We start from the raw sequence: 25,550 nt of genomic DNA, 5'->3' as shown, positions 1-25,550 counted from the left end.
TTACCTTCCGCTGCGTTCTGTCAGAAGCTCCCTCAACTTCTGCAGCGCCCTGGCCCGGTGGCTGATCTTATTTTTCTCCGGTCCGGAAAGCTCCGCAAAGCTCTGTTCGTACCCTTCCGGCACAAATAGCGGATCGTATCCGAATCCGTTGTCGCCGCGGCGTTCAAACGCAACATGCCCCGGACACTCTCCCCGGGCAGTCAGCGTCTCTCCGCCGGGAAACACCATAGTGATAACAGAGACGAATTTGGCGGTACGCTTCTCCATGGGAACATCCCGCAGCAGCTCCAGCAGCTTATCGTTGTTTGCCTCATCGTCGCAGCCGTCTCCCGCAAAGCGGGCGGAGTACACGCCCGGCGCCCCGTCCAGCGCGTCCACCATCAGACCGGAATCGTCGGCTATGGTGATCTTTTGACACACTTCCATGATCTCTCTGGCCTTTTTTTCCGAATTGTATTCAAAGGTATCGCCGTCTTCCACCACCTCAAAATCCGGCACGCCCGCATCTCTGCGCGACACGATGTCCATGCCGAACTCCCCGGTGATGGCTGAGATCTCCTCGATCTTATGTTTATTTTGAGTAGCCGCCACCACGGTGACCCGCTTCTCTTCTGCCGGCGTCAGATCGCCGATGATCTCTGCCTGCAGCCGGTGCAGCTCCCCGCATCCCTTTTTGGCCAGAGCCAGCAGCTCCATGAGCTCCTGCTCGGAAAACGGGCTTTGCTCCCCCGTTCCCTGTACTTCAATATATTCTCCCCTGTCGGTCATGATAACATTCATATCCACCTGAGCCTGAGAGTCTTCCTCGTAACACAGGTCCAGCAGCGCACGTCCGCCTGCCTTTCCCACGCTCACTGCCGATACAAAGGAACGGACTGGGATCTCTCCGATCAGTCCCTGCTCCTTCATCTTTTTCATCGCCTCCACCATGGCCACGAAGGCTCCCGTGACGGACGCCGTCCGCGTTCCGCCGTCCGCCTGAATGACATCGCAGTCGATGCGGATGGTACGCTCTCCCAGCTTATCCATATCGACCACAGAGCGCAGCGAGCGGCCAATGAGACGCTGGATCTCCGTGCTCCTGCCGTCGACCTTTCCCCGGGACGCGTCCCGCGCCTTCCTGCTGCCCGTGGATCCGGGGAGCATGCCATACTCTGCCGTCACCCAGCCCTGCCCCGTGCCGGTGAGATGCTTGGCGGTTTTTTCTTCCACGCAGGCCGTACAGATCACCTTTGTATTTCCAGCTTCCACCAGCACCGAACCCGCCGGATACATCAGGTAATCATTTGTTATTTTGAAGGGCCGCAGCTGGTCCGCCGCCCTGCCGTCCACTCTTGCTCCGTCCATTTCCGCCTCCGCTTTTCTGTCCCTGCACTGCTACGAATTTTTCATGATGACGCTTTCTATGACGTCCGATACGTTCTCACACACGTCACAGCACTTTTCCATACACTCAAATATCCTGGTCCAGCCCATGATCTCCAGCACGTCCGTCTTTTCCTGATACAGCTGCCGCACCGCCTCCGTGTACGTCCTGTCGCCCTCTTCCTCCAGCCGGTTCACCTCGATGATCAGCTTGTGGATGCTTTCAGATTTACGGAAGTTGTGAAATTCTTTCAGCGCAGACCGCAGCGCATCGCAGCAATTGATGATGATACGCGTCATGGCCTCCGCTTCTTTCCGTATGCTGCGGATATTGAACATGTACATCTGCATGACCACATCCTCGATGGCGTCTGTCACGTTGTCGATCTCGTGGGCCATGGACATGATATCCTCCCGCTCGATGGGAGTGATAAATTCCTTCGCCAGTTTCTGCATCATCAGATGCTTTTCGATATCCGCCTGATGTTCGATGGCATGTATCTCTTTCATCTTTTCATTCAGGCAGCCCGGATCGTAATGCTCCACGATATTCTCCAAAAAGGCGGCCGCCTCGCAGGAGTAGTTTACCAGGCTCACAAAACCGTCAAAATAATCCATGTCCCTTTTTCTGGCCATTTGTTATCCTCCACATTTCTCACCGGCCGATCCACTGTCATCCGCCGGTCCCATTCTTCCGCGAATCCCCGTCAGCCGTCCGCATCCGCCGGCTCAGATTCCCGTACCTATTCTACCACAGACTGCGCCGGCACGCTCTCCTTTTTTTGTACAGCCCCAGACCGCCGTCAGAAAAGCCGCATAAACAGCTGGGCCATGAGAAAGCCGATCAGGCCGCAGCCTGGAAACGTCAGCACCCAGGTGAGCACCATCTCGTTTACCACGCCCCAATTCACTGAACTCAGCCGTTTCGCCGCTCCCACTCCCATGATGGCCGTAGTCTTGGTATGCGTCGTGCTCACTGGAATTCCCGTCAGCGAAGAAAGGAACAGACAGCCCACTGCCGCTACATCTGCGGAAAACCCCTGATGTTTGTCCAGCCTCACCATGTCCATGCCCACCGCCTTGATGATCCGATATCCCCCGATGGACGTTCCCAGCGCCATGACCAGAGAGCACAATATCATCAGCCACACAGGGATGACAAAATGGTCCACATCTCCCCTGCCCCCGGCGAGAAACAGTCCCAGCATAAAAACGCCCATAAACTTCTGTCCATCCTGGGCTCCGTGCATAAAAGCCGTGGCTGCTCCTCCCGCCACCTGGGCTTTCTGGAAAAATGCATGGGCTTTTTTCCGTTCCGTCCTGCGAAATGCAAGTTCCACGATCCTCACCGTCAGATTTCCCATACCGAAACCGAGGAAGGTGGAGAGCACGAGCCCGTATATCACCTTGATCCACTCTGTGGGATCAACGCCGGAAAGTCCGCCCTGCAGAGCGATGGCCGCCCCGGAAAGTCCGGCGATCAGCGCGTGACTTTCACTTGTAGGAATACCGAAGTACCAGGCCGCCGTCGCCCAGAGCACGATGGCGAACAGCGCCGCGCACAGGGCTACCAGCGCGCTGTGAACATTTCCTCCAAAGTCCACCATATTGTAAATGGTCTGAGCTACCGTAGCGTTCACCGTGGTCATGACGAGAACTCCCAGAAAATTAAAAATCGCCGCCATGATGATCGCCGCCCGCGGCTCGATGCTGCGCGTGGATACACATGTGGCGATGGCGTTTGGCGCATCCGTCCAGCCGTTTACCAGAACGACGCCGAGAGTGAGGATCACCGTGATAAGCAGCGCTGGATTTTCGATGATCTGCCGCAGAAATTCCCCCAGTGAAATAGTCATTCGTTTCTCCTTCGTCCGCTTTTTTAAAATATGTTCCGACATTTATTTTATCACAGCGTTTTTATCATCTTCAACGACTGTCATTCAGCGAAAAACGCAGAAATTCGACGAAGTGCGACATGCCTTTCATTTATTTTGCGAAACCCAAACTACCCGCTTCCCAGGGCAAAATAAAAAGAGTATAATTATGCCATTGCAGCAGGCCCGGAACACACGTATCGATTCACATTTTCGCCCTGGCGTCATTTCAGGATCAAAGCCGCCGGCAGGCGCGGGCTGTTCAGAGGCCGCGGTTACGCAGCCCACAGGAAAGGAGCATTTCACATGAAGCGTATTCTCATTACAGGAGGACCCACCAACGAACCCATCGACGAAGTCATGAAGATCACCAATATGTCCACCGGATCGCTTAGTTTGAATCTGGCCCGGCGAGCTTTGCAGAACGGCGACTTTGTCTGCCTTATCGTGACGGAAAGCGTCACCCGCAGCAACCTGTTTGAGCGATATAAAATGGCGGAGGCGGACGATCTTCTGGTCATCCCCATCGAGACCACCGCAGATATGTACGCCGCTCTGGAATCTCAGGCCGAAACGCGCACCCTAAAACCTTACGATACGGTCATTCACGCCTCTGCCGTGGGGGATTACAAGCCCCAATTCAGCTTTCGCATGGAAGATCTTGCCGCCGAACTTACCCGCGTCCTTCAGCAGGCGGGACCCGGTTCTCTGGGGCCTGCGGACATGGAAACGCTCATCCTCTCCGTGCTCACTTCGCCCCGGTGCAAAGTAAACGACAGTACGAAGATCAGCAGTTACGAACCCAATCTCACCGTAAAGCTGACGCTGACTACAAAGCTGATCTCCAATCTGCGCGGATGGTTCCCCTCCGCCACTCTCATCGGCTGCAAGCTGCTTGAAAATGTGACGAAGGAACATCTCATCGACGTTGCCAGAAAACTGTGTATAAAAAACAACATGGACTATATTCTGGCCAACGATCTGGCGGAGCTGCGAAAAGGATATTCCACCCGCCACCTGGTGACTTCCATCGGATATACCGGCATCAGTCTGAGCGCTCCGGGCTGTCCCGATCTGCTGGACTACGCTTCCGATAACTGGCTCTAGCCTGCACCATGTCCGCAGAACAAAACGGAGGCGAAGCCTTTCTCAGGCTTCGCCTCCGTTCGTTTAAGTACATGAGTACATCTGAAACGCTACGCTTCTTTCAGCTGCTCTTCCACCGCTTCGGAAACGGCGGCCCGTTCTTCTTCCTGCATGGCCAGCTTCAGCGCCGTGGCCAGCTGATCGCCGCAGGAGGTCGGTTTATTTCCACAGGAGATCCCGCCGCAGCGCTCGATGACCGCTTCAGCCGGCATCCCCTCCACCAGTTTTCCGATGGCCTGAAGATTTCCGTCACATCCATTTAAAAAATGTACGTTGTGAACTCTGCCTTCCTCCAGATCAAAAAAGATCTGCGTAGAACAAGTTCCCCTCGTATGATACGAATACTGCATTTTACTCTAACCTCTTTTCATATATTTCTGTTGAGACCGCCTGCCGGTCCCTCCCGGCTGCACAATACTGTTTTTTTATATACCCGTTTCTCCCATTTCTAACTCTTCCAGCTGCTGTATTTTTTCCAGAATATCCGACGCGAATTTCTCCTCCGGCCGGCGCACCGCATAACGGGTGACGATGAGATCCGTCCCGTTCTCCATACGGCCCCAGCCCTCCACAGCCTCGCCCTTCAGAAGGGAAGACAGCGGCAGATCAAAATCCCAAACGCCGCCCCAGCCCGTGAGAAACAGTACAAGAGTGGGCGACAGCGTTCGGATCTCTTCTCTTATGATCTCCTGGCAGAGCGCCTTCTGTTTACTGTAAACTGTGCTGTCGGGCTTTCCTATCCGCGGCGCCAGTTTATACAGATACGTCCAGGCAACATAATCTGTCCACTCCGTGCTTTTGATGCCCAGAAGGTTTGCAGCCACGCGGGCGATCACAGGCGTGAAATCCTTATCATCCTCCCCGTGCCCGCCTACATGACCTCCAGCGTGCGCGCAGGCCGCGCCGGAAACTCTCTCCGGCCGCGGGATCTTCTCCACTACCAGAATACGTTTCTCCGCGCCGTCATAGTACCTTCCTTTTGCAAATCCTCTGCCCACGAAGTCTTCCGCCAGCGCTTCCGGGATCAGGTCGGCCAGTCTCCCGTAAAGCTCATCCAATATTCCGGCGCCGCCCAACGGCGCGCTGCTTCCTTCTTCTTTTATATTCCGCCCGGTCTGTCCCTGTTCTTCTTTCTCTTTCTGTTCTACCATCTTATCGTCTCTCCATCTCTTTGAATTTTATTACGTTTTCCTCTGCCCGCGCCGCGTCAGCCGTCCTTCAGCGCGTCAGCCACCTGCGCCCACAATTCCCGGTAACGGTCCGTCTTCTGCACCCCCCGGTTGGCCGGACTGGTGGAAGGCAGATAGACAGCCTCCAGCCGTTCACGGCCGGGACAGTTCCGATACATCTCTTCCTTATATTTATCGTACAATTCCTTCGCTTTTTTCCCGGTGGTAAAGACAGCCCGAATTTCCGGCGCCGTCTCAAATATCTTCCACAGATCCACGGGCACCGCTTCCCGTATGCTGCTGTCATCCGCCCCCTGTATCTGGCAGCTTTCCAGCACATCCCACAGCGCCACGTGATTTTTCAGCGCGAAAGCCCTCCGGGCCTCCACTGAAGGTTCCGGCTCCTCCTGTCCCAGTACGTCGGACAGCGTCTTCCAGAACAGATTCTGAGGATGACCGTAATAAAACCCCTGTTCCCTCGACTTAGGCGACGGCATGGTCCCTAATATCAAAATTCGGCATCGGCTGTCGCAGCACGGGCCAAAGGTGTGAGCGATCCGTTCCGGATCCCTGTTTTTCCCCGTTTGCCTTGTACTTCTCTCCGTCATCAGACATCCTCCTCCGTATGCTGGACCGCCCGCGGACGTCCCAGGCAGTCATCGCCGCCGGCCGCGCCGGTTCCACCACGCGTTATTATAGCACAGATAAAAACGCTCTGAAACGGCGCAGAATAATTTGTGAAATATTTTTCAACAATTTTCACAAATCCTATTGATTTTCAGCCCCGGATAGGGTAATATAATAAAGCGCGTTTGTCCAATAATTAAGGGATATACGGTGCGAAAGCGATTTGGAGGGTTGACCGAGTGGCTAAGGAGCTCGCCTGGAAAGCGAGTAAGGTGTAACAGCCCCGTGGGTTCGAGTCCCATGCCCTCCGCCATGAGAACCGTTGAGATTTCAACGGTTCTTTTCTTTTGTTCAGGCTTCGGCACGGGGCTCTATTTTTAGTCATTCTGTACTTTACGCCTGACAAGCGTCTCACCCGTGTCTTTCGCGTGATTGAGAAAGCGACGCTGAACCGGGGAACCGGCGCGGTGCTCTGTACCAGCGATCGGCTGTCTGCTTTTGACAGTGAGAATTATATCGTGCCCGTCTGGGCGATATGAGGTGAAAAAGGTCTTATATGGCCGGATTGCATAATGGATCAAAATCTAAGACGCTTGATTTTTTCTTTTTGCCATCTTGAATCACCCGCAAAAGAAAAAAACGCTTGTATTATAGGCATTTGGGCCCAACATATTGTAATTATATATAAATTATTGATTTTATAGGCAAAATTATCGTCAAAATCGGTTTGATATAACCCGTTTTATTTATACTTTTCAATGATTATCATTTTCTTTTCGTTTTTGAGCTGCTTTTTTGAGCAAAAAGAAAAAATCCAATATCTTATCTCCAATTGATAACCTGAGTTTGCGCATTCCGCATTGCAGTTCGGCGGCATTGTCCAGCATAGGAAGCAGCTCAATTTTCCATAAAAAAGGACGCGTTGTTTTACTCTGCAACGCGTCCTTTGCTTCTACGTCCGTACCCATTCTGTGCGGCATGGCGTGATCGCAAATCCCCAGGCAGCCCTACAGCAGTGTAAAGCGCTCCGGATCCTTCTCAATATAGGGCTTTAATGTTTCTGATATTTCTATTTCCCTGAGATTCAAAGTATTTTTGATCTTGACGATCCTGCATGCTCCCGGTTCTTTCATTCGCAGCATTTTGACTGCTCCCGCCACGGCCTCCTGCTCATCGCTCATGACGATGGGAATATATTCTGTCCAATACCCGAAGCTCCCGTCGCAGGCAAAGCTGTTGGCATAGGTGGATTCAAAATCAATATTGTCGTACACCGCTCTGGTCGTCAGATCGGCCAGCCCTATCCCGCAGGCGTTGCCGTGGCTCTTTTCGGAGAGCCGAAGAACGATCACCTTCCCGATCTTCGGCACATTCGGCTCCTCTTTCTTCGGTCCTATCAGTCCTACAATATTAGGATCCATGCCAAAACCGGAAATATCCTTTCCGATCTCCTCGATCACGAGAATATCGATTTCCGGTATCCCGATGGACGGCATGGATGCCTTCGCGATCTTCAGCAGCTCCGGTTCCCTGTCAAAGATCTCATCTTTTGTCATTCCTTCGATAAGTTTGACCTTGTCAAAGGCGTTCTCCACGATCCCTATGGCAAAACCGATATTTCCCTTGTCAAATACCACCTCTGCAGCCTGGGGGATGATCGTCGAAAAGTTCAGCGTTCCTCCCTTGTGCAGGCTGGTGCATCCTACGTGCCTTCCAAGGCCGATGGTGGACAATTTGCATATGCCGCTCTCGTACCTTCCTGTGAATTCCGTATGCGGCTTGATGCGGTTGACCAGAATGGTCATATCCGCCTCGTAGGCGTTCTTATCCATATAAACATCGATTCCGCCTTCTGTAGCGCCCAATTTGACTACATCCATGTCCGATTTTATCGGGGCGTCCACCGATTTTTCATTGATCCCAAAATCCTCCAGGATCCCCCTGCAGCCTTCGGCAGTCCCTCCTCCGTGGCTTCCCATAGCCGTCACGATAAACGGCTCTGCGCCGTATCGTTTCAGTTCGGCCACCAGCTGCTTTACCATGATCTGGATTCGGTCGATCATTCTGCTGCCTACGGCCACGGCCACTTTCTGTCCCGGACGGATCAGGGATGAAAATTTTTCCTGAGCGACGATCTCAGTGATTCGGGCGGCAACGTCGTCAATGCTGTCATCCTTAAAATTTTGTCTGACCTTAAGCATTTGGGGAAGCTTTATATTTCTGTCCTCTGGCAACAATATTGGCACAGCCTTCACCTCCGTTTTCTAATCGTTGAACTTGATGAACGGTGTAAAATCAAAGGGTTTCGCCCCTTTCAATTCATCCTCTGCCCGCAAAAGCGAATTGATAATATGAATGGCATGGCCGAATTTGGGCGGTCCCAGTTTGACGGCGGCCGCTCCGCCGGCGACGCCCATATCCGCAACGGGGTCGTCGCTGACGCCGCCTGCGCGTATGGACGGAATAGAGAACATGCCATGCTCCACAGCATATTTCTGCGCATTCATGGCCTCCGTCACAGTGCCCACCTGGTTGGGTTTAAACACAAAGGCGCCGCAGGCTTTCATCTCCATCGCCTTCTTCAGGTAGTCGATATTGGTCACTGTCAGGTCGTCTCCGCAGAGCGTGGTTCTGTTCAGTTCCCTGGCTGCCTTCGCCCAGCCTTCCCAGTCGTCCTCGTCCACAGGGTCTTCGATATACAGAAAATCATATTTTTCCGTCGCTGCTTTCAGGATCGCGATGATCTCATCCAGCTCTACCTCTCTGCCGCAGTAACGGTATGTCTTCCGGTTCGGATCATAGATCTCGCTGAAGGCACAGTCCATGTGAAAGGCAATTTTGTCCTGACTGCCGCAGCGGGTCGCTGTCTCATAGAGAATGTCCAGGCAGTCCATAAAATCGGTGCTGGGCGCCATGTATTCCGACATCGCTCCGATCTCAGGCCTTCTCCCGCCCTGAAACTCCCGGATCACATTGGGAAGCTCCTTGTAAATTCTGCAGAGGATCTCTGTGGCCTCAGCGATAGAAGACGCTTTATAAGGCACGATGGTGGTCTCCTGCACCGGCATGGTATCGTCCTCATAGCTGCCTCCGGCAAACATATCCGACGTGGGCAGCGGAATGGTTTTGATCTCACCCGGATTTAAATATCTGTACTGGGATACGTGCAGCGTGCTGCACGCGGCCCGCATGACCGCCAGCGAAGTGCTGTATGTAACATTTCCGCCCAGACGGGACTTATTTTTCGTTCCGTCCATGTCGATCAGAGCTTCGTCCAGGGCCTTCTGATCCAGCGCGTCCATGCCCTTGATCTTAGGTCCTACCGTCTCCTTTACCATCTCCACGGCTTTAAAGACGCCGTTGCCTTCGTACCAGTTCTTATCCCCGTCTCTTAAGACAAAGGCCTCGTGATCCCCTGCGGATATTCCCGAAGGGGAAGCTCCCCTGCCCATCACGCCGTCCTCCGTGATCACATCCACTTCCAGCAACGGCTTCCCTTTGCAGTCGATCAGAGCCCGGGCGGTGACCTCTTTAATTAAAGATTTCATTTGTTTTATCCCTCCTAATAGTTTCTGTTCAGTCCTGCTTTCCTACATACAGAACGTTAAAATCGCACAGATTCGTGCCTGTATTTCCCGTAAGCACCGTGTCTCCCATCCTGCTCAGGGCCTCATAGGCTGCATGAGCCGACAGAGCCTCCCGCAGATCGATCCCATTCTTCAGGGCCGTCTCCATGCTGGTTCCGTCTGTAATGCCTCCGGCCACGGGCGTCGTACCGTCGGTACCCTCGCTGTCTATGGACAGAAGACAGGTATTTTTCAAACCGTCCGCCGCGATGGCAAAGGCAACGGCCATTTCCTGCGAAGGACCCCCGTGTCCTTTGATGGTAGAATTGTCTTCGATCGACGTGGTCGTCTCGCCTGCGGAGATCACAAAACAAGGCGCTTTGAAGGGTCTGTCATTTTTGACGATCTCTTTCGCCAGCGATCCCATGAACGTCCCATAATCCTTGCTTTCCCCTTCTGTGTAGGTGGTAAGCACATAGGCGTTGATCCCCATCTCTTCGGCAACTTCAAGAGCCGCCTTGCCTGAATCGGGGAGGGTGTTTACAATATAGTAATCCACATCATTAGTCATTTCCTGAGGCGTTTCCTCCGCCGGATCGTAATTCAGCAGATAGTTGGCGATATTCTTAGGCAATTTATCTTGAATTCCATATTTATGTATGATCTTTTTAATGTCCTCGAAGGTGATCGTATCGTATCCCACAGGGGTACCCATAATGGGAACGGGCTCAGTGTAATCTGTGATCGTATCCAGTCCTACGGCGTCCCATATCTCAAAGCAGAGGATCTTGGCCCCCTTGATGTGCTGGCCCAGCCGGCCTCTGCTCATTCTGGAAAGGTGACCTCTGATGTCATTGATGTCCATTACCCACATGCCGGCCTTCAGCATAACGTCCGTGGCCTCCTGAAGATCGTCCAGCGTCGTACCCTTGACCGGATACCCCATGAGTGCAGAACAGCCCCCTGTCAATCCCAGCAGAAGCAGATCCTTGGGACCCATTTGCTCCGCAACATCGATCATGCGCTGACAGCCCCGGATCCCCTCTTCATTGGGAAGCGGATGTCCGCCGACATATATTTCTGTTTTTTGATAAACATCTTCTTCGTCTTTTATTTTTATAATGGTAATGCCTAACGTCAAATAATCGCCCAGGATATCCTCAAATGCGCGGGCGATGTGATTTCCTGCTTTTCCGGATGAAAAAGCATAGATATTTTCGAATTGATCCAGATCAAAAGAACGCTTCCCTATGATCAGTCGATTTCCTTCCCGATGCATCATCTCATGCAGTCTCTTTCTGGCGTCCAGCTTCTGCAGTACGCCGTCTGTCAGCGCAAGGAGATTTCTTTTTGCTTCCGCATATCCATGGGAAGTGATTTCGTCCGTGTTTTTAATTTTTGAATAGTTCATTGATTTACTCCTGATAATTGATTAAACTGTGCGCCGAAACCGGCGCACAGTTACATGCTGCAAAGAAAGGGTTTCCTTTCTCAGCCGCTTCATTTTCTTTTAAGCGGTGGTTTTGGCGTCCCTTCCTCTTCCTACATGTTTGTTGAGCAGGAACGACACGACGCAGATCAGAACGAGGGTGATCGCCAGACCCACAAACGCGCCTCCCTGAAGGAGTCCGCATACAATATAACCGACTAAGGAACTGCCTGCAACGGTCAGCGCATAGGGCAGCTGGGTGCTGACGTGGTCAATGTGATCGCAGGAGGATCCCATGGAAGACATAACTGTCGTATCCGAAATAGGCGAACAGTGGTCTCCGAAGATACCGCCGGAAAGAACGACGCCTATGGCCATTCCGATCGGAGCGTCGATGGACACCGCCAGCGAGCACGCGATGGGGATGAAGATAGCAAATACGCTCCACGAGCTTCCTGTAGAGAAGGAGGTCAGGCAGGCGGCGAGGAAGACGATCACGCACATGGTCGTGGGCGTCAGGAAGCCCTGGCAGGCGTTTACGATCCAGTCTGCGGTACCGCAGGCAGCGCAGACGCTTCCGATGCCCCATGCCAGCATGAGGATCATGAGAACTTCCATCATGCCTGAGCAGCCGTCCATAAAAATTCTGAGGGACTTTTTAAAAGTGAATACCTTCGTGATCATTCCTATTATGATAGCGGAAATAGTGGCCAGCAGAAATGCCGTATCAAGCGCCCGCAATGAGCTTCCGTTGGCCAGGGCGCCCAGAATTCCATTGGCCTTGATGTCGCCCGTGTAGAACAGTCCCGCAAAGATGAAGAAAAGCAGTACGAAGACCGGTATGATCATGTTCCAAACCGTGGGTCTTGCTCCTTCCGGAAGCTCTTCCGTCTCGATTTTTTTCCTGATATCCGCGCCCGCTCTGACGAGCTGTCCGGTGGTTGCCGCTCTGTCCTCCGCCTTTTTCATCGGGCCGTAATCCCAACCGGTAACGGCGATGATGCATACCATGGCGATGGAGCCGATCGTATAGAACTGGAACGGGATTCCCGCGATAAAATCAGTCTGCGGATTCCCGTTGTACGAATAGTCCGCGTAGAAGGTGGCGAGGAGACCTATGATATACGCGCCCCAGGCCGAAATCGGAAACAGGGTGGGAACGGAGGATGTGGTGGAGTCCACAATGTAGGCCAGCTTCTCTCTGGAAACCTGCACCTTGTCCGTAATTCCTCTGCAAACGGGTCCTACCAGCACCGGATTTGTCGAATCGGAAAACCAGACGAAAATGCCTCCCAGCCATGTTATGATCTGGGCTCCTCTCTTTGTCTTCCCGACGCCCTTGTTTACCACGTTGGCAAAGGCCTGGGCTCCGCCGTTTCTCTCCAGAAGGAGGGACAGGCCGCCGCAGAGCGTGGTCAGGCAGAGGATTCTCTGGTGGTCGGTATCCTCAAAGCCCGGCAAAATAAAATCAAAAAATGTGCTGTAAAGCCCTTCCCATAAATTACCGCCGGTCAGCATCACTGCGCCTACGTAAACAGCGATAAACAGCGACAGAACTACCTGCCGTGTCAAAATGGCCAGCAGAATGGCTAGCAGCGGTGGTACGATTGCTAATAATGTTTCAAACATCTTGCTCTCCCTTCGCAATACAAGTAATAAATTTCGTCTATTATTTATTGCAAAGGTCATGCCAGATGTCAGATGCCGTTGAAATACGGCATTTTTCAAAGTTTATCGAGAGAAATATGCTTTTCTGTCAAATATATTTGACAGTTCTCCTTCCCCGCCAAATTTATCGTAAAAAAATTATGACATCCTGCCTGTACGATGAAGAATGATCCCTCTATAAACCTGCCGCCGACAATCCCTGCGGTTTGGCCGCAGAGATGGTATTTCAGGATACTCTGTACTTTCGTCAAATATTTTTGACTCTTCACTTGATCCCATACTTTTTCATCTTGTACGCCAGATTCTGTTTACTGATCTGCAGCTCCTTTGCCGTCTGTGTCAGCCTGCAGCCATTTCGCTCATAGGCCTCCCGAATCAAGAGGATCTCATATTTGCTCAGCATGTCGCTCAGGGACATGCGGCTTCCCTCTTCCTTACATATATTGTCCAGTTCCAGTCTGCCTATGATATAATTCGGTATGTCGTTGCGTGTGATGATCGCCTCATGGTTGTTGTGGAAAGCGGATTCGATCACATTTTTCAGTTCGCGCACATTCCCCGGCCAATCATACCTATAAAAAATATCCTGCACCTCTTCGGTATAAGCGATGATCTGTTTGTTCATTTTCTTATTGAGTTGCTTTCTAAAATATTCCATCAATAAAGGAATATCCCCTCTCCGGTCACGGAGCTCCGGAATGTCATATCGAAGGACGCACAGCCTGTAAAAGATATCCGCCCGGATCTTTTTCTTTTCCACGCACATCTCCGGCTCTTCGTTCATAGCGGCAATGATCCTGACATTTACCTTCTTCTCTTCCTTCCCGCCGATCCGTCTGATCTTGTTTTCCTCCAGCACGCGCAGCAGCTTGGCCTGGGCGTCCAGCTCCATGGAATTCATCTCGTCCAGAAACAGGGTCCCGCCGTCGGCCAGCTCAAACAGCCCGGGGGTATCCTGAGCGCCGGTATAGCTCCCCCTGGTGGTCCCGAAGAGTATGCTTTCAAGCAGGGAACTGGGGATAGCCGCACAGTTCTGTTTGATAAAGGGCGCATCCTTTCGCCTGCTCATTTTCTGGATCGCATTCACCACAAGTTCCTTGCCCGTCCCGGTTTTTCCATATACCAGCACATGGGCGTCACTGTCCGCCATGTCCACGATCCTTTCCTTTATCCCCTGTATGGAAGCATCCTGGGAAATAATGTCGTCCAGGGACTCGTTGGAAGAGTTATAGCTTTTCTTAAGCGTGGCGATCAGGCTGGTATCGAAGGACAATCGTCTCGCATCCACATGGGCGCATTTGTATATGACCATATCGATCACGCCGATGATCTCCCCCTGCTCCTTGATGGGAACGGCGCTGGATATGGAGTCCATTTTATTGCCCTTGTAATCCTCATAGGTCTGCTCATAATTAATAAAGCTTTCTCCGTATTTCAGCGCTCTGCAAATATAGCTGTCTTCTTGCTTCAGGCCCGGATATATTTCAAAAAGGCTGCGGTTGATCGGTTCTTCTCTCCCCAGCTTTACTATATCCGGATATGCAGTGTAAAAATGTCTTATAATAAAATCCTTATCAACCACCATCAGCCCGTCGATATAGTCTACAAGTCTCAGATTTTTCTCAAAGTATTTATTCATGCCCGATCTCCTTTTGCCCACTGCATTGGCTGCCGCCCAGGCGCGTTTTCTTCCGTTCCGCATTACATCTGCAAAATCAAATCATTCTCTATAACAACATACTACCTTTCTGAAGAAATATCAACTCCAAGGCTTCTATCCGTCCCCCTTTGCAGGATCACGATCTAAGTTTGATTGGCTTGAAGACGGGTCAAAGCATCGTCCCGGCCGGTCTGCTCTATCCTTAAAAAAAGAAAAGGGCGGAACGAGTCCGCCCTTGCGCCTTTACATCCGGCTGATTTCCTGTGTGAAAGTTTTATCGTGCCTGCCTGGGCCCTATGAGAATGACCGAAGAGAATACAGCGGGCTCCCGATCAGCTGCCGTAATACTTTCTTCTCACGATCTCTACGTAACGGTTTTCATCCTTCGTGTCTTTTTCACAGCGGCACGGTTCGCTTTCTCTGTGCTCCCCCGTAGGCAGAAAACCCAGAGCGTCATACATGGCCGCCCCGATTTTATTGTCTGGATAATGCATCAGTTCAACGCAGGCAATGGAAGGAAATTCTTCTTTAAAGAGATCCATAGCCGCAAGCAGCGCCGCCCGTCCGAGCCCTTTTCCCTGCTGTGATCTGTCGATCATCAGCCTGTGAAGAAAGACATAGTCGGGATCGTCTTCCACAAAGTAATATAACATAAAACCCACCGGCCGATCGTCGCTGTAGATCGCCTTGGCGACGAAAGATTCTTCAAACGCGCATTCTGCCAGAGAATAGAGGTTGTCCTCCATGAAGCCTTTCTGGGCGTCGTTGACTTCCATGCTGATCACGGCCGTGAAGTTTTCTCTGTCTACATTTTTAAAAGTAATCATGGTTTGTTCCTCTCTTTTGCGAACGTTACCTGACGGAGCTTCTCCGCCCCACCCGGCCCTATCTCCACTATCTTTCACTTCCCCTGCACACACGTCACACACGATTATATATCCCAGTCAATTATAACATATGGCTTCTGATCTGGCAAAAGTTTCATGGACCTGTCTCCTTCGTGCCGGTCATATCCCTATTTTTCCGCACACCTGTTCCAGACAGCACTTATGGCAGCGGGGCTTGGTCCTGGCGGTGCAGACGTCTCTGCCGTGGATCACAAGACGGTGGCAGAAATCGTTTCCTTCCTGGGGCGGTATGAGCTTCCACAGTTCCATTTCCACCTTTTTCGGTTCTTTTACCCCGTCCACCAGCCCCATGCGGTTGACCAGCCGTATGCAGTGGGTATCGGTGACGATGGCCGGTTTTCCGAAGACGTCCCCCACGATCAGGTTCGCGCTTTTGCGCCCGACCCCCGGCAGCTTCATCAACGCGTCAAAGTCCGACGGCACCTCGCCGCCGTACTGTTCGTCAAGGATCTTCATACAGGCGCTGATATCCTTCGCCTTGCTGTGCCCCAGACCGCAGGGCCTGACGATCTGTTCGATATCTGCTACGTCCGCCGCCGCCAGCGATTTGACGTCCGGATATTTTGCATACAATTCCTGCACCACCACATTTACTCTGGCGTCAGTGCACTGAGCCGCCAGACGCACGCTGACCAGCAGCTTCCACGCCTGGTTATAATCCAGGCTGCACGCCACGTCAGGATATTCTTTCTTCAGACGCTCAATGATCTCCAGCGCCAGTTTCTTTTTCTTTGTCTCCGCCATGCAATTCTCCTCCCGCCGTCTCTCATAAAAATACGCCCGCCTGGCCGTTAAAATAAGCCTGCGTTTTTCTTTAAAATCAATTTTCCGAACATGGCCGTACATGCCTCACGGCTGCTGTTCAGCCTGCGTTACGGGCCGATCCCTCACTGCAGTCCGGCGTTTCTTTGCCGCGGGCCTTGATCCTGCGTTCCGCAAAATACAGCGCCAGCACGCAGCCTCCCGCCGCCACGCACGCGAAGGACGTCAATGTCCATGCCTGGCGGAAGCTGTGGGTCAGCAGATAAAAGCCGAACAGATTGGGTCCGATCCCTCTCCCAAATCCCCTGGCCACCTCATACAGCGACTGATAGCGCGCACGATGAGTCTCCGGCGCGTAATTGGCGATAAACACCCCCGCTCCTGTTGAGACCAGAATCTCGCCGGTGGTCCAGATCACCACTGCGGCGTAAAACAGACCGATGCGGCCTACAAAACCGTTGACGGCGAACCCTGCCGCATACAGCAGCGAAGCCAGCGCAATGTTCAGAAGCTGATTGTTCTTCTTTGACGCCGAGATGATCAGCGGCGTACCAGTGACGCATACCAGGGCGTTGACGCTCCATATAAATCCGGAATAACGCGACCCTGCTTCGATTCCAAAAAGCTCTGCAAACTGCAGCGGCAGCATGAAACTGATCTCCTGATAACAGGCCGTCAGGGCAATGAGACAGAGCACGAAGGCGAAGACCACCGGACGATGCCAGAGAGAGCGGAGAAGGCTCTCATCGGCCCCCTTCAAACGTTCCTGCCCTGCGGCCCTGTTTCCGTATTCCCTCTCCGATCCAGCATTTCCCTGTCTTTTTGCCGGCACATAACTTTCTTTGACGAACAGGCACATCCACACACCCGACAGAGCAAACAATATTCCCTGTCCGAAAAACGCCCACTGCATATAATTGTGAAAAAGCAGCCCGCCGATCGACGGGCCGATAGCAAACCCAATATTCTGAGATAGATAGAGAATGGAAAAACACTCCGCTCGGTTCTTCTCATCTGAATAATCCGTGATCATCGCCGCGATGATGGGAGTGGCCATGTTGCTGAACGCATACGACAGGACCATGAAAACCAGCGCCACAGCCGTTTTACAAAAAAAACCTGCCAGTATGATCGTGAGCACCGCCAAGCCGTCCGCCAGCAAAAACATTTTTTTTCGTCCAAAGGCGTCCGCCAGCTTTCCGCCGGACAGAGAACCGATCACCGCCGCCACGGCCACGAAAAACATGACGTTTCCGATCTGAAATTCATTGAATCCCAGCGTACTGGAGGCCATGAGCGATATGAACGCAAACACGAAGGTACCCATCGCCATGATGGTCCTCACAAATGACAGTAAATAGATCTGCCGGGGCAGCCCCCGAAACTGGCTGATAACACCCATTTCTCACCTCTGACCGCGTATACTGCTTCTCTTTTTGTCGAATGCGGATATATTCGTTTTATCACAGAATGATGTCGAATTCAACTGCTCTGTGGAATCTTCCCTTCCGCGATATAGAAAACATCGATAGAGTCTCGTTCTTTTATTGACGAAATGAATTATACATTTTGTGCAAAAGGATTTACGATAGAAATAGAAGAGAAATTTTCAGAATGAGAACGGAGGATAAGATGACAGAATATATTATAGATGAACGCGGTATCCGGGACGATCTGGTCGTGGTCGTCGGTTCCGACGCCTTTGGAAGCGGCTCAGAGGAACTGGGAAAAAATCTGATGAAGACTTATCTGTATTCCATGACGGAGGCGGATGTAAAACCACACACCATGATCTTTATCAATAACGGCGTTCTGCTCACCGTCGAGGATTCTCCGGTGCTTGAACACCTGCAGGCCCTTGCCGGATCCGGCGTAACGATCTACACCTGCGGCGCCTGCCTGAACTATCACGGGCTGGAAGCAAAGCTGGCCGTGGGCGAGGTAACCAATATGTACAGCGTAGTAGAGCTCATGAACAGCTCTGGAAATGTGATCAAACTGTAGATGTGTTCAGTTGGATAGTTGGAAGATCCCAACGAGAGGTGAAAACGATGCTGCAGACCAAAACAGAAAACAGAATACCTTTTGAACCGGAGTTCCTGCTCATTACCTTTTCCTCTGCCAGTCACTGTATCGAGACGGAAAAAAAGGCGCGGGAGGATTTTAACGTCCACATTATTCCAACTCCCAGAGAGATCAGCGCCAGCTGCGGCATGGCCCTGCGTTTCACCGGGACCACTCCGCAGGATGTGAGCCGTTTTTTCAGCGAACTGGATGTGCCGTCTCAGTTTTTTGCCATGGGATCCCGCGGAGAGGATGGAAAACGTCCTGCTGAAAAACTGAACGTCCGTTCATAGACCGACCGTCCTGAATGCTGCCGTCACCCATGAAAAAAGGAAACGTAGATTTTGGCGCTTTCCCGGCCGATGTAAAAAAGACGTCGGTCGGTTTTTTTATGTGACGGCTCCCGGAAAAATCGGGATGGTGCGCGCCATACCGCAGAAGCGGTGAAGACGAGGGGCGAAGATGATCCGCTCAGAGACACAGTCCCTCTTGCACAGCGGCGAACGCCGCTATATAATATTGCTGAGTATACTGAATATGTGAATCCAGTAAATGCGAGTCACACAGATCCCGTTTATTTGATCATTTCATCTCTCCACGGTTTATCCCCGGATCTCCGCAGATCAGAAAGGACTTGACTTATGAGTGTGGGATTTCTTTTTACTTCCGACATCAGCGACTGTGAAACTTTTCTTTACACCCTGAAGGACCTGGCCCGACAATCCGGTTATACATATACCCGCGGCGACGACTGGGCCCGCGTGAATTTCTGCCGCATGGGCGAACTGGAATTTTCCTTCGAGCCTGAGGAAGATAATCCGGAAGGCGATCTGATCCTGACAGCCGAATGCGTTACCAGCCTGGCGGGCGCCGGGTTCCACGCGGCCGCCATAGATTTTACCGATCTGGTGGTGAGGGAGACCGGCATCCAGATCGACATGGACGATGAGACCGAATACTATGAGCACCGAAATTTTCAGCGCTTGAGACAGGAACATTTTTATCCCTGGCTCACCACTCTGGTAGACCTCTGCAGACAGGAGGGCGAAAACTCTGCTCTCAGCAACTTCTGCGTCTGCTGGGACCTGGATCAATATGTCCCCGAAGATATCCCCGGCACAGTGGTGACCCCCTTCGGCCGTTATCACATCGCCCAGCTGGTGGATCAGGTCCAGAACGAAGGGATCGAAGTATTCGCCAGAGAATTTTTCATATGGAACGAGCGGGAACAGAACGGACGCTTTTTCCTGAATACCGCCATGTCCATTCTGTGGGAGGACTGCTGTTTTATGCCTTCCGACCGCAGCGAGCGAGACAGGACAGCCAACCAGACCTTCCTCTCCTATCTGGAGCGTGCCGCTTCCATGGACGTTTCTCTTCCCATGCCGAAGGCGGAGTACGAATTGGTCTGCCGTCTCGACGGCCGCACCCCCATGGATCTCACCGCATTCCCGGATTATCTGTCCGATTATCCCATCGGCTATCGGCGGAGGCCTGTGGTCCACCGGCTGGGCAACACGGATATTACCATTCCCGGGCACTTCCTCCGGGATGAGGAAGACAGCGACATCGTGTGGTACGACGACGCCCAGGGAGGGTGGCACAGCCTGCGGGCCAGCGCGTTCCGCATCAGCGAGGGGGAAGCGGAATTTTCAGAACGTCTCTTTCAGGGACTTCCGGAGGATCCCACGGAGTTTAAGGCCGGCGACGGCAGAGGCAAGGCGGCCTTTGCCGGAAAACTCTGCGACGATGAAGACGATTCGGTCTATTATCAGTCCATCGCACAGATCATCTGCGCCAGGCAGGTGACTCTGCTGACCGCCTCCTATGAACAGCCGGAAGACAAAGGGTGGGCCATGGAACTTTTTCTGGGAATACGCTCCTTCCGAAAGGTAGAAATATAAGCAGAAATATCGATCTCACATAAACCAGCGATATTATCACATAAAAAAGAGGGCGTAGCCGCCCCCTTTTTTGTTCTGCAAAATACGGACCCTCTGGCAGACCATCCTCTATACCGGATCCAGTTCCCCTGTTACAGAATCCATGACAAACCCGTAGATCTTCACATCCCCCGGGATCAGCGGATGTTTGCGCAGCAGCTCCGCAGTCTGTTCCACAGAAGCGTACACATCGTCGAAGCCCGCCAGCCACGATTCAAAATCCACGCCGCAGTAGCTGATCATCTGCAGCATTTTTTCCGATACGCCCCGCTCTTTCATACGGCTGATCATTTCCGCGCTGTTGGTACCCTGTACTCCGCAGTCCGTATGTCCCACCACGAGAATTTCTTCCACGCCCAGCTCGTATATGGCGATCAGCAGACTGCGAACTACGCTCCCAAAGGGATGAGAGATCACGCCCCCTGCATTTTTTATGATTTTCACATCCCCGTTTTTCAGGCCCAGGGCAGCCGGCAGCAATTCCACGAGCCGCGTGTCCATACAGGAAAGGATCGCCGTCTTCTTATCCGGATACTTACTCGTTATATACTGCTCATATTTTTTTCCCGATACAAAAGCTTTGTTATACTCTAAAATTTCTTCGATCAACTTGCCACCCCTTTTCTTCACTTCTTTTTTCTCTGATGGAAACGGCGGCCCGTTATGCCTATTTCCGCCGGTCCCCATTTCCGTCTCTACACCGGCGGGCTCAGTCGTTCCTGCGGTGCCACTTCTCGATCTGCTCCATCCGTTCCTTCACCTTTGCCTCCGTGCCCTGCACCCCAGGGACGTAATATTTCCTGTCCCCCAGAGACTCCGGAAGGCATTTCATGTTTGTCAGTTTATCTTCCGTATCGTGAGCGTACTGATAGCCGGCTCCGTAGTTCAGCTCCTTCATCAATTTCGTGGGCGCATTTCGGATCTGGAGCGGCACCGGCTCGGCGATCATCTTCTGCGCATCCGCTTTCGCCGACTCATATGCCATATAGAGAGCGTTGGACTTGGGCGCCAGAGCCAGATAAGTCACCGCGTGGGTCAAATGCACGCTGCATTCCGGCATCCCGATAAAATGGCAGGCCTGATAGGCTGCCACGGCGATCTCCAGCGCCCTGCTGTCCGCCATGCCCACGTCCTCGCTGGCAAAGCGCACCACCCGGCGCGCCACGTACAGGGGATCCTCTCCCGCTTCCAGCATCCTGGCCAGCCAATATATGGCCGCCTGCACGTCGCTGTTTCTCATCGATTTGTGCAGAGCGGAAATAAGGTTGTAATGTTCTTCCCCTTTCTTGTCGTACAGCAGCGACTTCCTGCTGGTGCACTGCTCCAGCGTCTCCATGGTCACCCGGATCCTTTTTCCGTCGCTTTCCCCGTTCAGCACGACCATTTCCAGCGTGTTCAGCGCCGTGCGGGCGTCTCCGTTGGCAAAATTGGCGATCACAGAGAGCATATCGTCGCTGATCTCCACATTCTGGCCGCCAAAGCCCTTCGGACTGTCCACCGCCCGGCGCAGCAGCCAGGCCAGCTCCTCGGCGGACAGCGCCTGCAGCACAAACACTTTGCACCTTGAGAGAAGCGCGGAATTGATCTCAAAAGAAGGATTCTCCGTGGTCGCTCCGATCAGAATGATGCTCCCCTTCTCCACAAAGGGAAGAAACGCGTCCTGCTGCGCCTTGTTGAAGCGATGGATCTCATCCACGAAGAGGATCGTCTTTTCTCCCATGATGCGGTTTCCCTCCGCCCGGTTCATCACTTCCTTGATCTCCTTGATCCCGCTGGTCACCGCGCTGAAATCGATAAAATTGGACTTTGTCTTTCCAGCGATGATCCGCGCCAGCGTCGTCTTTCCCACGCCGGGCGGTCCCCAGAAGATCATGGAAGATACCTGATCCTTATCTATGAGCTGGCGCAGTACCTTCCCCTCCCCCAACAGATGACGCTGTCCCGCAAACTCATCCAGCGTTTCCGGTCGGAGACGGCTGGCCAGCGGATTATTTCTGTCTCTGTCGTCAAAAAAAGATTGCTGATACATTGCGATCCACCACCTTTATTACAGACGGACTATTCTTCAATGAATTCCGTCACTATATCGATGAACACTTTTCCATCCAGATGGTCGATCTCATGGCAGAAACATTTTGCCATCTCGCCCTCTCCTGTAAGCGTCAATTCCTTTCCATTTTCATCAAGGGCCTTGACTGTGACCCTCTCCGGCCGCACCGTCCTGCCGAATTGATCAGGGAAACTCAGGCAGCCCTCCACGCAGTCCTGTGTACCGCTGCTCTCCACGATCCTGGGATTTACCAGCTTCAGATACTGGTCTTCATAGTCTATGACCACCAGCCTTCTGAGGATCCCCACCTGGTTGGCGGCCAGCGCCGCCCCGTTTTCCGTCTCGTGCAGCGTGTCCATCATATCGTCCAAAAGCTGCCGCACCCGGTCGTCCACTTCCGTCACTTCCTTGCACTTTTTTCTGAGTATCTCATCGCCGTCATATCTGAGATTTCGTACTGCCATTCTTTTCTCCTCCTATCGCTTTCTGCTTCTCTGCGCTCTGCGCTTTCTGTTTCTTGCCTTCTGTTCCCTGTTTTCTGTTCCCTGTCTCTGTGCGTTCTGCCTGACTGCGCTCCGACCCACGCCCCAGTTTCGGGCGCAGGACTTCCCCCGTCAGATCCGGTTCCCGCGGGACCGTCTATTCTCCGATTATTTTGATCAGCACGCGTTTATCCCGCCTGCCATCGAATTCATAGTAAAATATCTGCTCCCAGGTTCCAAAATCCAGCCGTCCGTCAGTGACGGCCACCACTGTCTCGCGGCCCATCACTGTCCGCTTCAGATGGGCGTCGGCATTATCCTCATAGCCGTTGTGCTTATACTGGCTGTAAGGCTTCTCGGGCGCCAGCTCTTCCAGCCAGCGTTCATAATCCTGATGCAGTCCATTCTCATCGTCATTGATGAAAACGCTGGCGGTTATGTTCATGGCGTTGACCAGCACCAGTCCTTCTTTTACCCCGCTCTCCCTCAGCGCCTGCCGCACATCTTCCGTGATATTCACCAGTCCGCGTCTGGCCGGCAGATTGAAATGCAGTTCTTTTCTATAGGATCTCACAGCCTGTTTCCTCCTCTTCTTATGTGATCTTGCCCGCTGCAACTTCCCCGCATGCCCCGCGCCGGCCCGGGTGATCGCATCCCGCCGGACCGCGCGCAGCATGCCTGTCAGGTTTGATTCTCAGGCATTCAATTTATATATCTTCTTCGCATTCTCAAAAAATACTTTCTCGTAATATTTTTCCGGTACGATCCGCCGGATGAATCGTTGGTATTCACTGAGATTCACCAGCGGCCAATCGGTGCCGAACATGACTCTGTCGTATTCGTGCAGATAGCCCAGCCAGGCGCTCAGCTGCTGCGTATAACCGGATTTCTCCAGAAAAAAAGCGTCCACATCCACGCGTCCTTCCAGCAGGCCGGACAGATCCGCCGCCACGTTTTCATTTTTCTCCAACACCGCCGCCGCGTCCATAAGCCATGGATTTCCGAAATGACACATAACGAACTGTACGCGGGGATGCAGGACCGCCGCCTCATCCAACGTCAGCGGATGGCTGTATTTCAGCAGGGCGTTGGATCCGGCCGTAGCGCCTGTGTGCACGGCCACCGCCTTTCCGTACTGCTCCGCCAGCTCGTAGACCGGCTCATAAGCCGGATCGGTGATAAAGGCCGGGCAGTATCCGGGGTACAGCTTGATCCCCACGCATTGATCCTTCCTAAGATGTTTTTCGATCAGGTCCAGGGATTCCGTCACGCTCTTATCCGCCAGATATCCGCTGTCCAGACCGATGCAGTAGCGCAGAAATTCCGGATACCGGTGATCCTCCAACTCCAGCCCCCGATTTCCCATGACGATGCCGCAGACCACGTCAAGACTGTCAAACTGCTCCCGAAGATGTTCCTCGCTGTTGATATGCCCTGCCGCAGCGGCGATGCCGTCAAAATATTCATCTTCCCTGACAAAGTGAAGATGCGCGTCAATGATCTTCATTTTACCTCCTGTTCCCCCTCCCTCTGCAGACGGCCCTCTTCAGGCGGCCCTCTTCAGGCTGCCCTCTGCGACCGGCCGCCGGTTTATATGCCGTTCACCGCAGTCCGCCTGCGGTCAATCTTCAACAAAAGTCTTAAACAGTATAAGCGTGTTGTTATTCATGAGTTTTTCGCCGAGAAGTTCTTTAAATTTCACAGAGCTTTTCTTATCCGCGGCGCGCAGCTCCTCCAGCCTGACCGCGATCTCATCCTGGCGGGTCAGCAGCTGTTCATATAAATTTTCAAATCGTGCCAGACGATCCGCCGCAGGTCCCCCATAGCTTCCGCCACAGTCCTGTATCAAATTTTTCTCCAGCTGATATCCCTTTCCGTCATCCCGCTTTTTCGTGTATCGTATCACAGGCCCGCCCTCCTTCCTGTATCTTAAACCTTTGCATTCTATTTTACCATAACGGCCGGAGGTCTTATGGTAAAATCCGCGCATGGCGTCTGCCGCGCACAGAATCTGTAAAATAGACGCCCTGTGGCTATTTTACCATGACTGGCCGCAGGCCATCATGGTAAAATCCGCGCGTGGCGTCTGCCGCGCACAGAATCTGTAAAATAGACGCCCTGTGGCTATTTTACCACAACGGCCGGAGGTTTCAAAGTCTGCTGTCTCCATATTATTCTGCTCTCCTTCCCCCTGTGATTTCCTCGAAGAACAGGTCATGCTGCCCATCGCGCCCCCCGCCCGTCCGTTTTGACCCCAAGCCCCCTTCCGTCCTGACGCGCGGCCGCGGCTTTTCAAAAATAGAGAAGGGCCTGTGTTTCATCTCTCGATGAAACACAGGCCCGTTCGCGGCCGCTGCATTGTAAAATGATGTTCCTTTGCGCCACTGTCTCACAACTGTCTCACAGTGGTCGGAAGGCCTTCTGAAGGCTTCCCGGCTGCCCGGTTATCCCCGCGCCGCCTGCAGGATCTTCACCACTTCTCCGGTCTTGAGGACTTTTCCACAGGACGCCACCTTGCCGTCCACCATAAGGGCCGGAGTGCTCATCACGCCATAGGCGGCAATCTGCGCAAAGTCCTTCACATGCTCCACGGTGTCCTCCATGCCCAGCTGAGCGAGGGCCTCGCGGGCGGCGGCTTCCAGCTGATCGCACTTCGCACAGCCGGAACCCAGAATTTTTACAGACGCACCGCCGGTCTCAGCCGCTTCCGTCTTCTCCGTGTTTTCAGGCTTACGATCATCCCCGCAGCAACAGGAGGTGACGGCTTCTTTCTTCTTCCTACCAAACAGACCCATTGTAAAATTCTCCTTTCCCCATGGACAGTTCCCGCCGCAGCC

The 25,550-nt window shown here is 52.8% G+C and carries 26 protein-coding genes and 1 tRNA gene; 5 read left to right on the top strand and 22 right to left on the bottom strand.

The features are described 5' to 3' along the window. From rph to E0E37_RS06025, 3 genes are all read right to left on the bottom strand, one after another. Positions 1 to 1,347 (bottom strand): ribonuclease PH, encoded by a 1,347-nt coding sequence (rph, locus tag E0E37_RS06035; protein ID WP_130862087.1) that lies wholly within the window; start codon positions 1,345 to 1,347, stop codon positions 1 to 3. Between the two features lie 30 nt (positions 1,348 to 1,377). Beyond that, positions 1,378 to 2,001, bottom strand: coding sequence for a DUF47 domain-containing protein (locus E0E37_RS06030; protein WP_130862086.1), 624 nt, complete (start codon positions 1,999 to 2,001; stop codon positions 1,378 to 1,380). A gap of 167 nt (positions 2,002 to 2,168) precedes the next feature. After that, positions 2,169 to 3,221 carry an inorganic phosphate transporter gene (locus E0E37_RS06025; protein WP_130862085.1) on the bottom strand — a complete coding sequence of 351 codons (1,053 nt, stop codon included), beginning with the start codon at positions 3,219 to 3,221 and terminating at the stop codon, positions 2,169 to 2,171. 324 nt (positions 3,222 to 3,545) lie between these two features. On the opposite strand from E0E37_RS06025, the gene E0E37_RS06020 reads away from it, so the two are divergent. Next, positions 3,546 to 4,346 carry a phosphopantothenoylcysteine decarboxylase domain-containing protein gene (locus E0E37_RS06020; protein ID WP_130862084.1) on the top strand — a complete coding sequence of 267 codons (801 nt, stop codon included), beginning with the start codon at positions 3,546 to 3,548 and terminating at the stop codon, positions 4,344 to 4,346. Between the two features lie 89 nt (positions 4,347 to 4,435). Here the strand turns inward: E0E37_RS06020 and E0E37_RS06015 are convergent, their stop codons facing one another. The 3 genes from E0E37_RS06015 to E0E37_RS06005 form a co-directional block, all read right to left on the bottom strand. Next, the gene (locus tag E0E37_RS06015; RefSeq protein WP_130862083.1) at positions 4,436 to 4,735 is read right to left on the bottom strand and encodes a TIGR03905 family TSCPD domain-containing protein; all 300 of its coding nucleotides are present in this window, start codon (positions 4,733 to 4,735) and stop codon (positions 4,436 to 4,438) included. Positions 4,736 to 4,810: 75 nt separating this feature from the next. After that, positions 4,811 to 5,536 (bottom strand): hypothetical protein, encoded by a 726-nt coding sequence (locus E0E37_RS06010; RefSeq protein ID WP_130862082.1) that lies wholly within the window; start codon positions 5,534 to 5,536, stop codon positions 4,811 to 4,813. Between the two features lie 56 nt (positions 5,537 to 5,592). Beyond that, entirely contained in the window at positions 5,593 to 6,162 is a 570-nt protein-coding gene (locus E0E37_RS06005) for a DNA-deoxyinosine glycosylase (RefSeq protein ID WP_130862081.1), read from the bottom strand. 244 nt (positions 6,163 to 6,406) lie between these two features. Between E0E37_RS06005 and E0E37_RS06000 the strand changes: the two genes are divergently transcribed. Continuing rightward, a tRNA-Ser gene (locus E0E37_RS06000) sits at positions 6,407 to 6,494 on the top strand. Between the two features lie 442 nt (positions 6,495 to 6,936). On the opposite strand, the gene E0E37_RS05990 is transcribed toward E0E37_RS06000, so the two are convergent. The 9 genes from E0E37_RS05990 to E0E37_RS05950 form a co-directional block, all read right to left on the bottom strand. Then, positions 6,937 to 7,161 carry a hypothetical protein gene (locus tag E0E37_RS05990; RefSeq protein ID WP_130862080.1) on the bottom strand — a complete coding sequence of 75 codons (225 nt, stop codon included), beginning with the start codon at positions 7,159 to 7,161 and terminating at the stop codon, positions 6,937 to 6,939. Positions 7,162 to 7,188: 27 nt separating this feature from the next. After that, positions 7,189 to 8,427 (bottom strand): nickel pincer cofactor-dependent isomerase, group 22, encoded by a 1,239-nt coding sequence (locus tag E0E37_RS05985; protein WP_130862079.1) that lies wholly within the window; start codon positions 8,425 to 8,427, stop codon positions 7,189 to 7,191. 18 nt (positions 8,428 to 8,445) lie between these two features. Next, entirely contained in the window at positions 8,446 to 9,729 is a 1,284-nt protein-coding gene (eno, locus tag E0E37_RS05980; protein WP_130862078.1) for a phosphopyruvate hydratase, read from the bottom strand. Between the two features lie 28 nt (positions 9,730 to 9,757). Then, the gene (locus E0E37_RS05975) at positions 9,758 to 11,158 is read right to left on the bottom strand and encodes a glycerate kinase (protein ID WP_130862077.1); all 1,401 of its coding nucleotides are present in this window, start codon (positions 11,156 to 11,158) and stop codon (positions 9,758 to 9,760) included. A gap of 99 nt (positions 11,159 to 11,257) precedes the next feature. Next, a complete protein-coding gene (locus E0E37_RS05970; RefSeq protein WP_165445229.1) occupies positions 11,258 to 12,805 on the bottom strand; it encodes a Na+/H+ antiporter NhaC family protein in 1,548 nt (515 codons plus the stop codon). 304 nt (positions 12,806 to 13,109) lie between these two features. Then, complete coding sequence (locus E0E37_RS05965; RefSeq protein ID WP_165445228.1) at positions 13,110 to 14,483, bottom strand: sigma-54 interaction domain-containing protein; 1,374 nt, start codon at positions 14,481 to 14,483, stop codon at positions 13,110 to 13,112. Between the two features lie 353 nt (positions 14,484 to 14,836). Further along, positions 14,837 to 15,331, bottom strand: coding sequence for a GNAT family N-acetyltransferase (locus E0E37_RS05960; RefSeq protein WP_130862074.1), 495 nt, complete (start codon positions 15,329 to 15,331; stop codon positions 14,837 to 14,839). A gap of 180 nt (positions 15,332 to 15,511) precedes the next feature. Beyond that, the gene (locus E0E37_RS05955; protein ID WP_130862073.1) at positions 15,512 to 16,156 is read right to left on the bottom strand and encodes an endonuclease III domain-containing protein; all 645 of its coding nucleotides are present in this window, start codon (positions 16,154 to 16,156) and stop codon (positions 15,512 to 15,514) included. A gap of 118 nt (positions 16,157 to 16,274) precedes the next feature. Next, a complete protein-coding gene (locus tag E0E37_RS05950; protein ID WP_130862072.1) occupies positions 16,275 to 17,576 on the bottom strand; it encodes an MFS transporter in 1,302 nt (433 codons plus the stop codon). 212 nt (positions 17,577 to 17,788) lie between these two features. Between E0E37_RS05950 and yedF the strand changes: the two genes are divergently transcribed. From yedF to E0E37_RS05935, 3 genes are all read left to right on the top strand, one after another. Further along, on the top strand, positions 17,789 to 18,178 hold the full coding sequence (gene yedF, locus E0E37_RS05945; protein ID WP_130862071.1) for a sulfurtransferase-like selenium metabolism protein YedF: 390 nt from the start codon (positions 17,789 to 17,791) through the stop codon (positions 18,176 to 18,178). Between the two features lie 47 nt (positions 18,179 to 18,225). Beyond that, positions 18,226 to 18,531 carry a DUF3343 domain-containing protein gene (locus E0E37_RS05940; RefSeq protein WP_130862070.1) on the top strand — a complete coding sequence of 102 codons (306 nt, stop codon included), beginning with the start codon at positions 18,226 to 18,228 and terminating at the stop codon, positions 18,529 to 18,531. A 348-nt stretch (positions 18,532 to 18,879) separates the two neighbouring features. Then, a complete protein-coding gene (locus tag E0E37_RS05935; protein ID WP_130862069.1) occupies positions 18,880 to 20,142 on the top strand; it encodes a hypothetical protein in 1,263 nt (420 codons plus the stop codon). Positions 20,143 to 20,250: 108 nt separating this feature from the next. On the opposite strand, the gene E0E37_RS05930 is transcribed toward E0E37_RS05935, so the two are convergent. The 7 genes from E0E37_RS05930 to E0E37_RS05900 all read right to left on the bottom strand — a co-directional run bounded on the left by E0E37_RS05930 (position 20,251) and on the right by E0E37_RS05900 (position 25,508). Next, positions 20,251 to 20,811: a beta-class carbonic anhydrase gene (locus E0E37_RS05930; RefSeq protein ID WP_330548546.1), complete on the bottom strand. Its 561-nt coding sequence runs from the start codon at positions 20,809 to 20,811 to the stop codon at positions 20,251 to 20,253. A gap of 79 nt (positions 20,812 to 20,890) precedes the next feature. Further along, positions 20,891 to 22,210 (bottom strand): replication-associated recombination protein A, encoded by a 1,320-nt coding sequence (locus E0E37_RS05925; RefSeq protein ID WP_130862068.1) that lies wholly within the window; start codon positions 22,208 to 22,210, stop codon positions 20,891 to 20,893. Between the two features lie 29 nt (positions 22,211 to 22,239). Next, positions 22,240 to 22,695 (bottom strand): peptide deformylase, encoded by a 456-nt coding sequence (gene def / locus E0E37_RS05920; protein WP_130862067.1) that lies wholly within the window; start codon positions 22,693 to 22,695, stop codon positions 22,240 to 22,242. A 175-nt stretch (positions 22,696 to 22,870) separates the two neighbouring features. Beyond that, a complete protein-coding gene (locus tag E0E37_RS05915) occupies positions 22,871 to 23,287 on the bottom strand; it encodes a secondary thiamine-phosphate synthase enzyme YjbQ (protein WP_130862066.1) in 417 nt (138 codons plus the stop codon). 120 nt (positions 23,288 to 23,407) lie between these two features. Continuing rightward, positions 23,408 to 24,220 carry an amidohydrolase family protein gene (locus E0E37_RS05910; RefSeq protein ID WP_130862065.1) on the bottom strand — a complete coding sequence of 271 codons (813 nt, stop codon included), beginning with the start codon at positions 24,218 to 24,220 and terminating at the stop codon, positions 23,408 to 23,410. 114 nt (positions 24,221 to 24,334) lie between these two features. Beyond that, positions 24,335 to 24,619, bottom strand: a complete 285-nt coding sequence (locus E0E37_RS05905; protein ID WP_130862064.1) for a hypothetical protein — start codon at positions 24,617 to 24,619, stop codon at positions 24,335 to 24,337. Positions 24,620 to 25,157: 538 nt separating this feature from the next. Continuing rightward, positions 25,158 to 25,508, bottom strand: coding sequence for a thioredoxin family protein (locus E0E37_RS05900; RefSeq protein WP_130862063.1), 351 nt, complete (start codon positions 25,506 to 25,508; stop codon positions 25,158 to 25,160). Positions 25,509 to 25,550 lie beyond the last annotated feature (42 nt).

It is taken from the genome of Bacilliculturomica massiliensis, assembly GCF_900605495.1.
Classification (GTDB): Bacteria; Bacillota; Clostridia; order Peptostreptococcales; family Anaerovoracaceae; genus Bacilliculturomica; species Bacilliculturomica massiliensis.
Note: the sequence above shows the minus strand (reverse complement) of the source record. Positions and strands in the feature narration are given on the sequence as shown.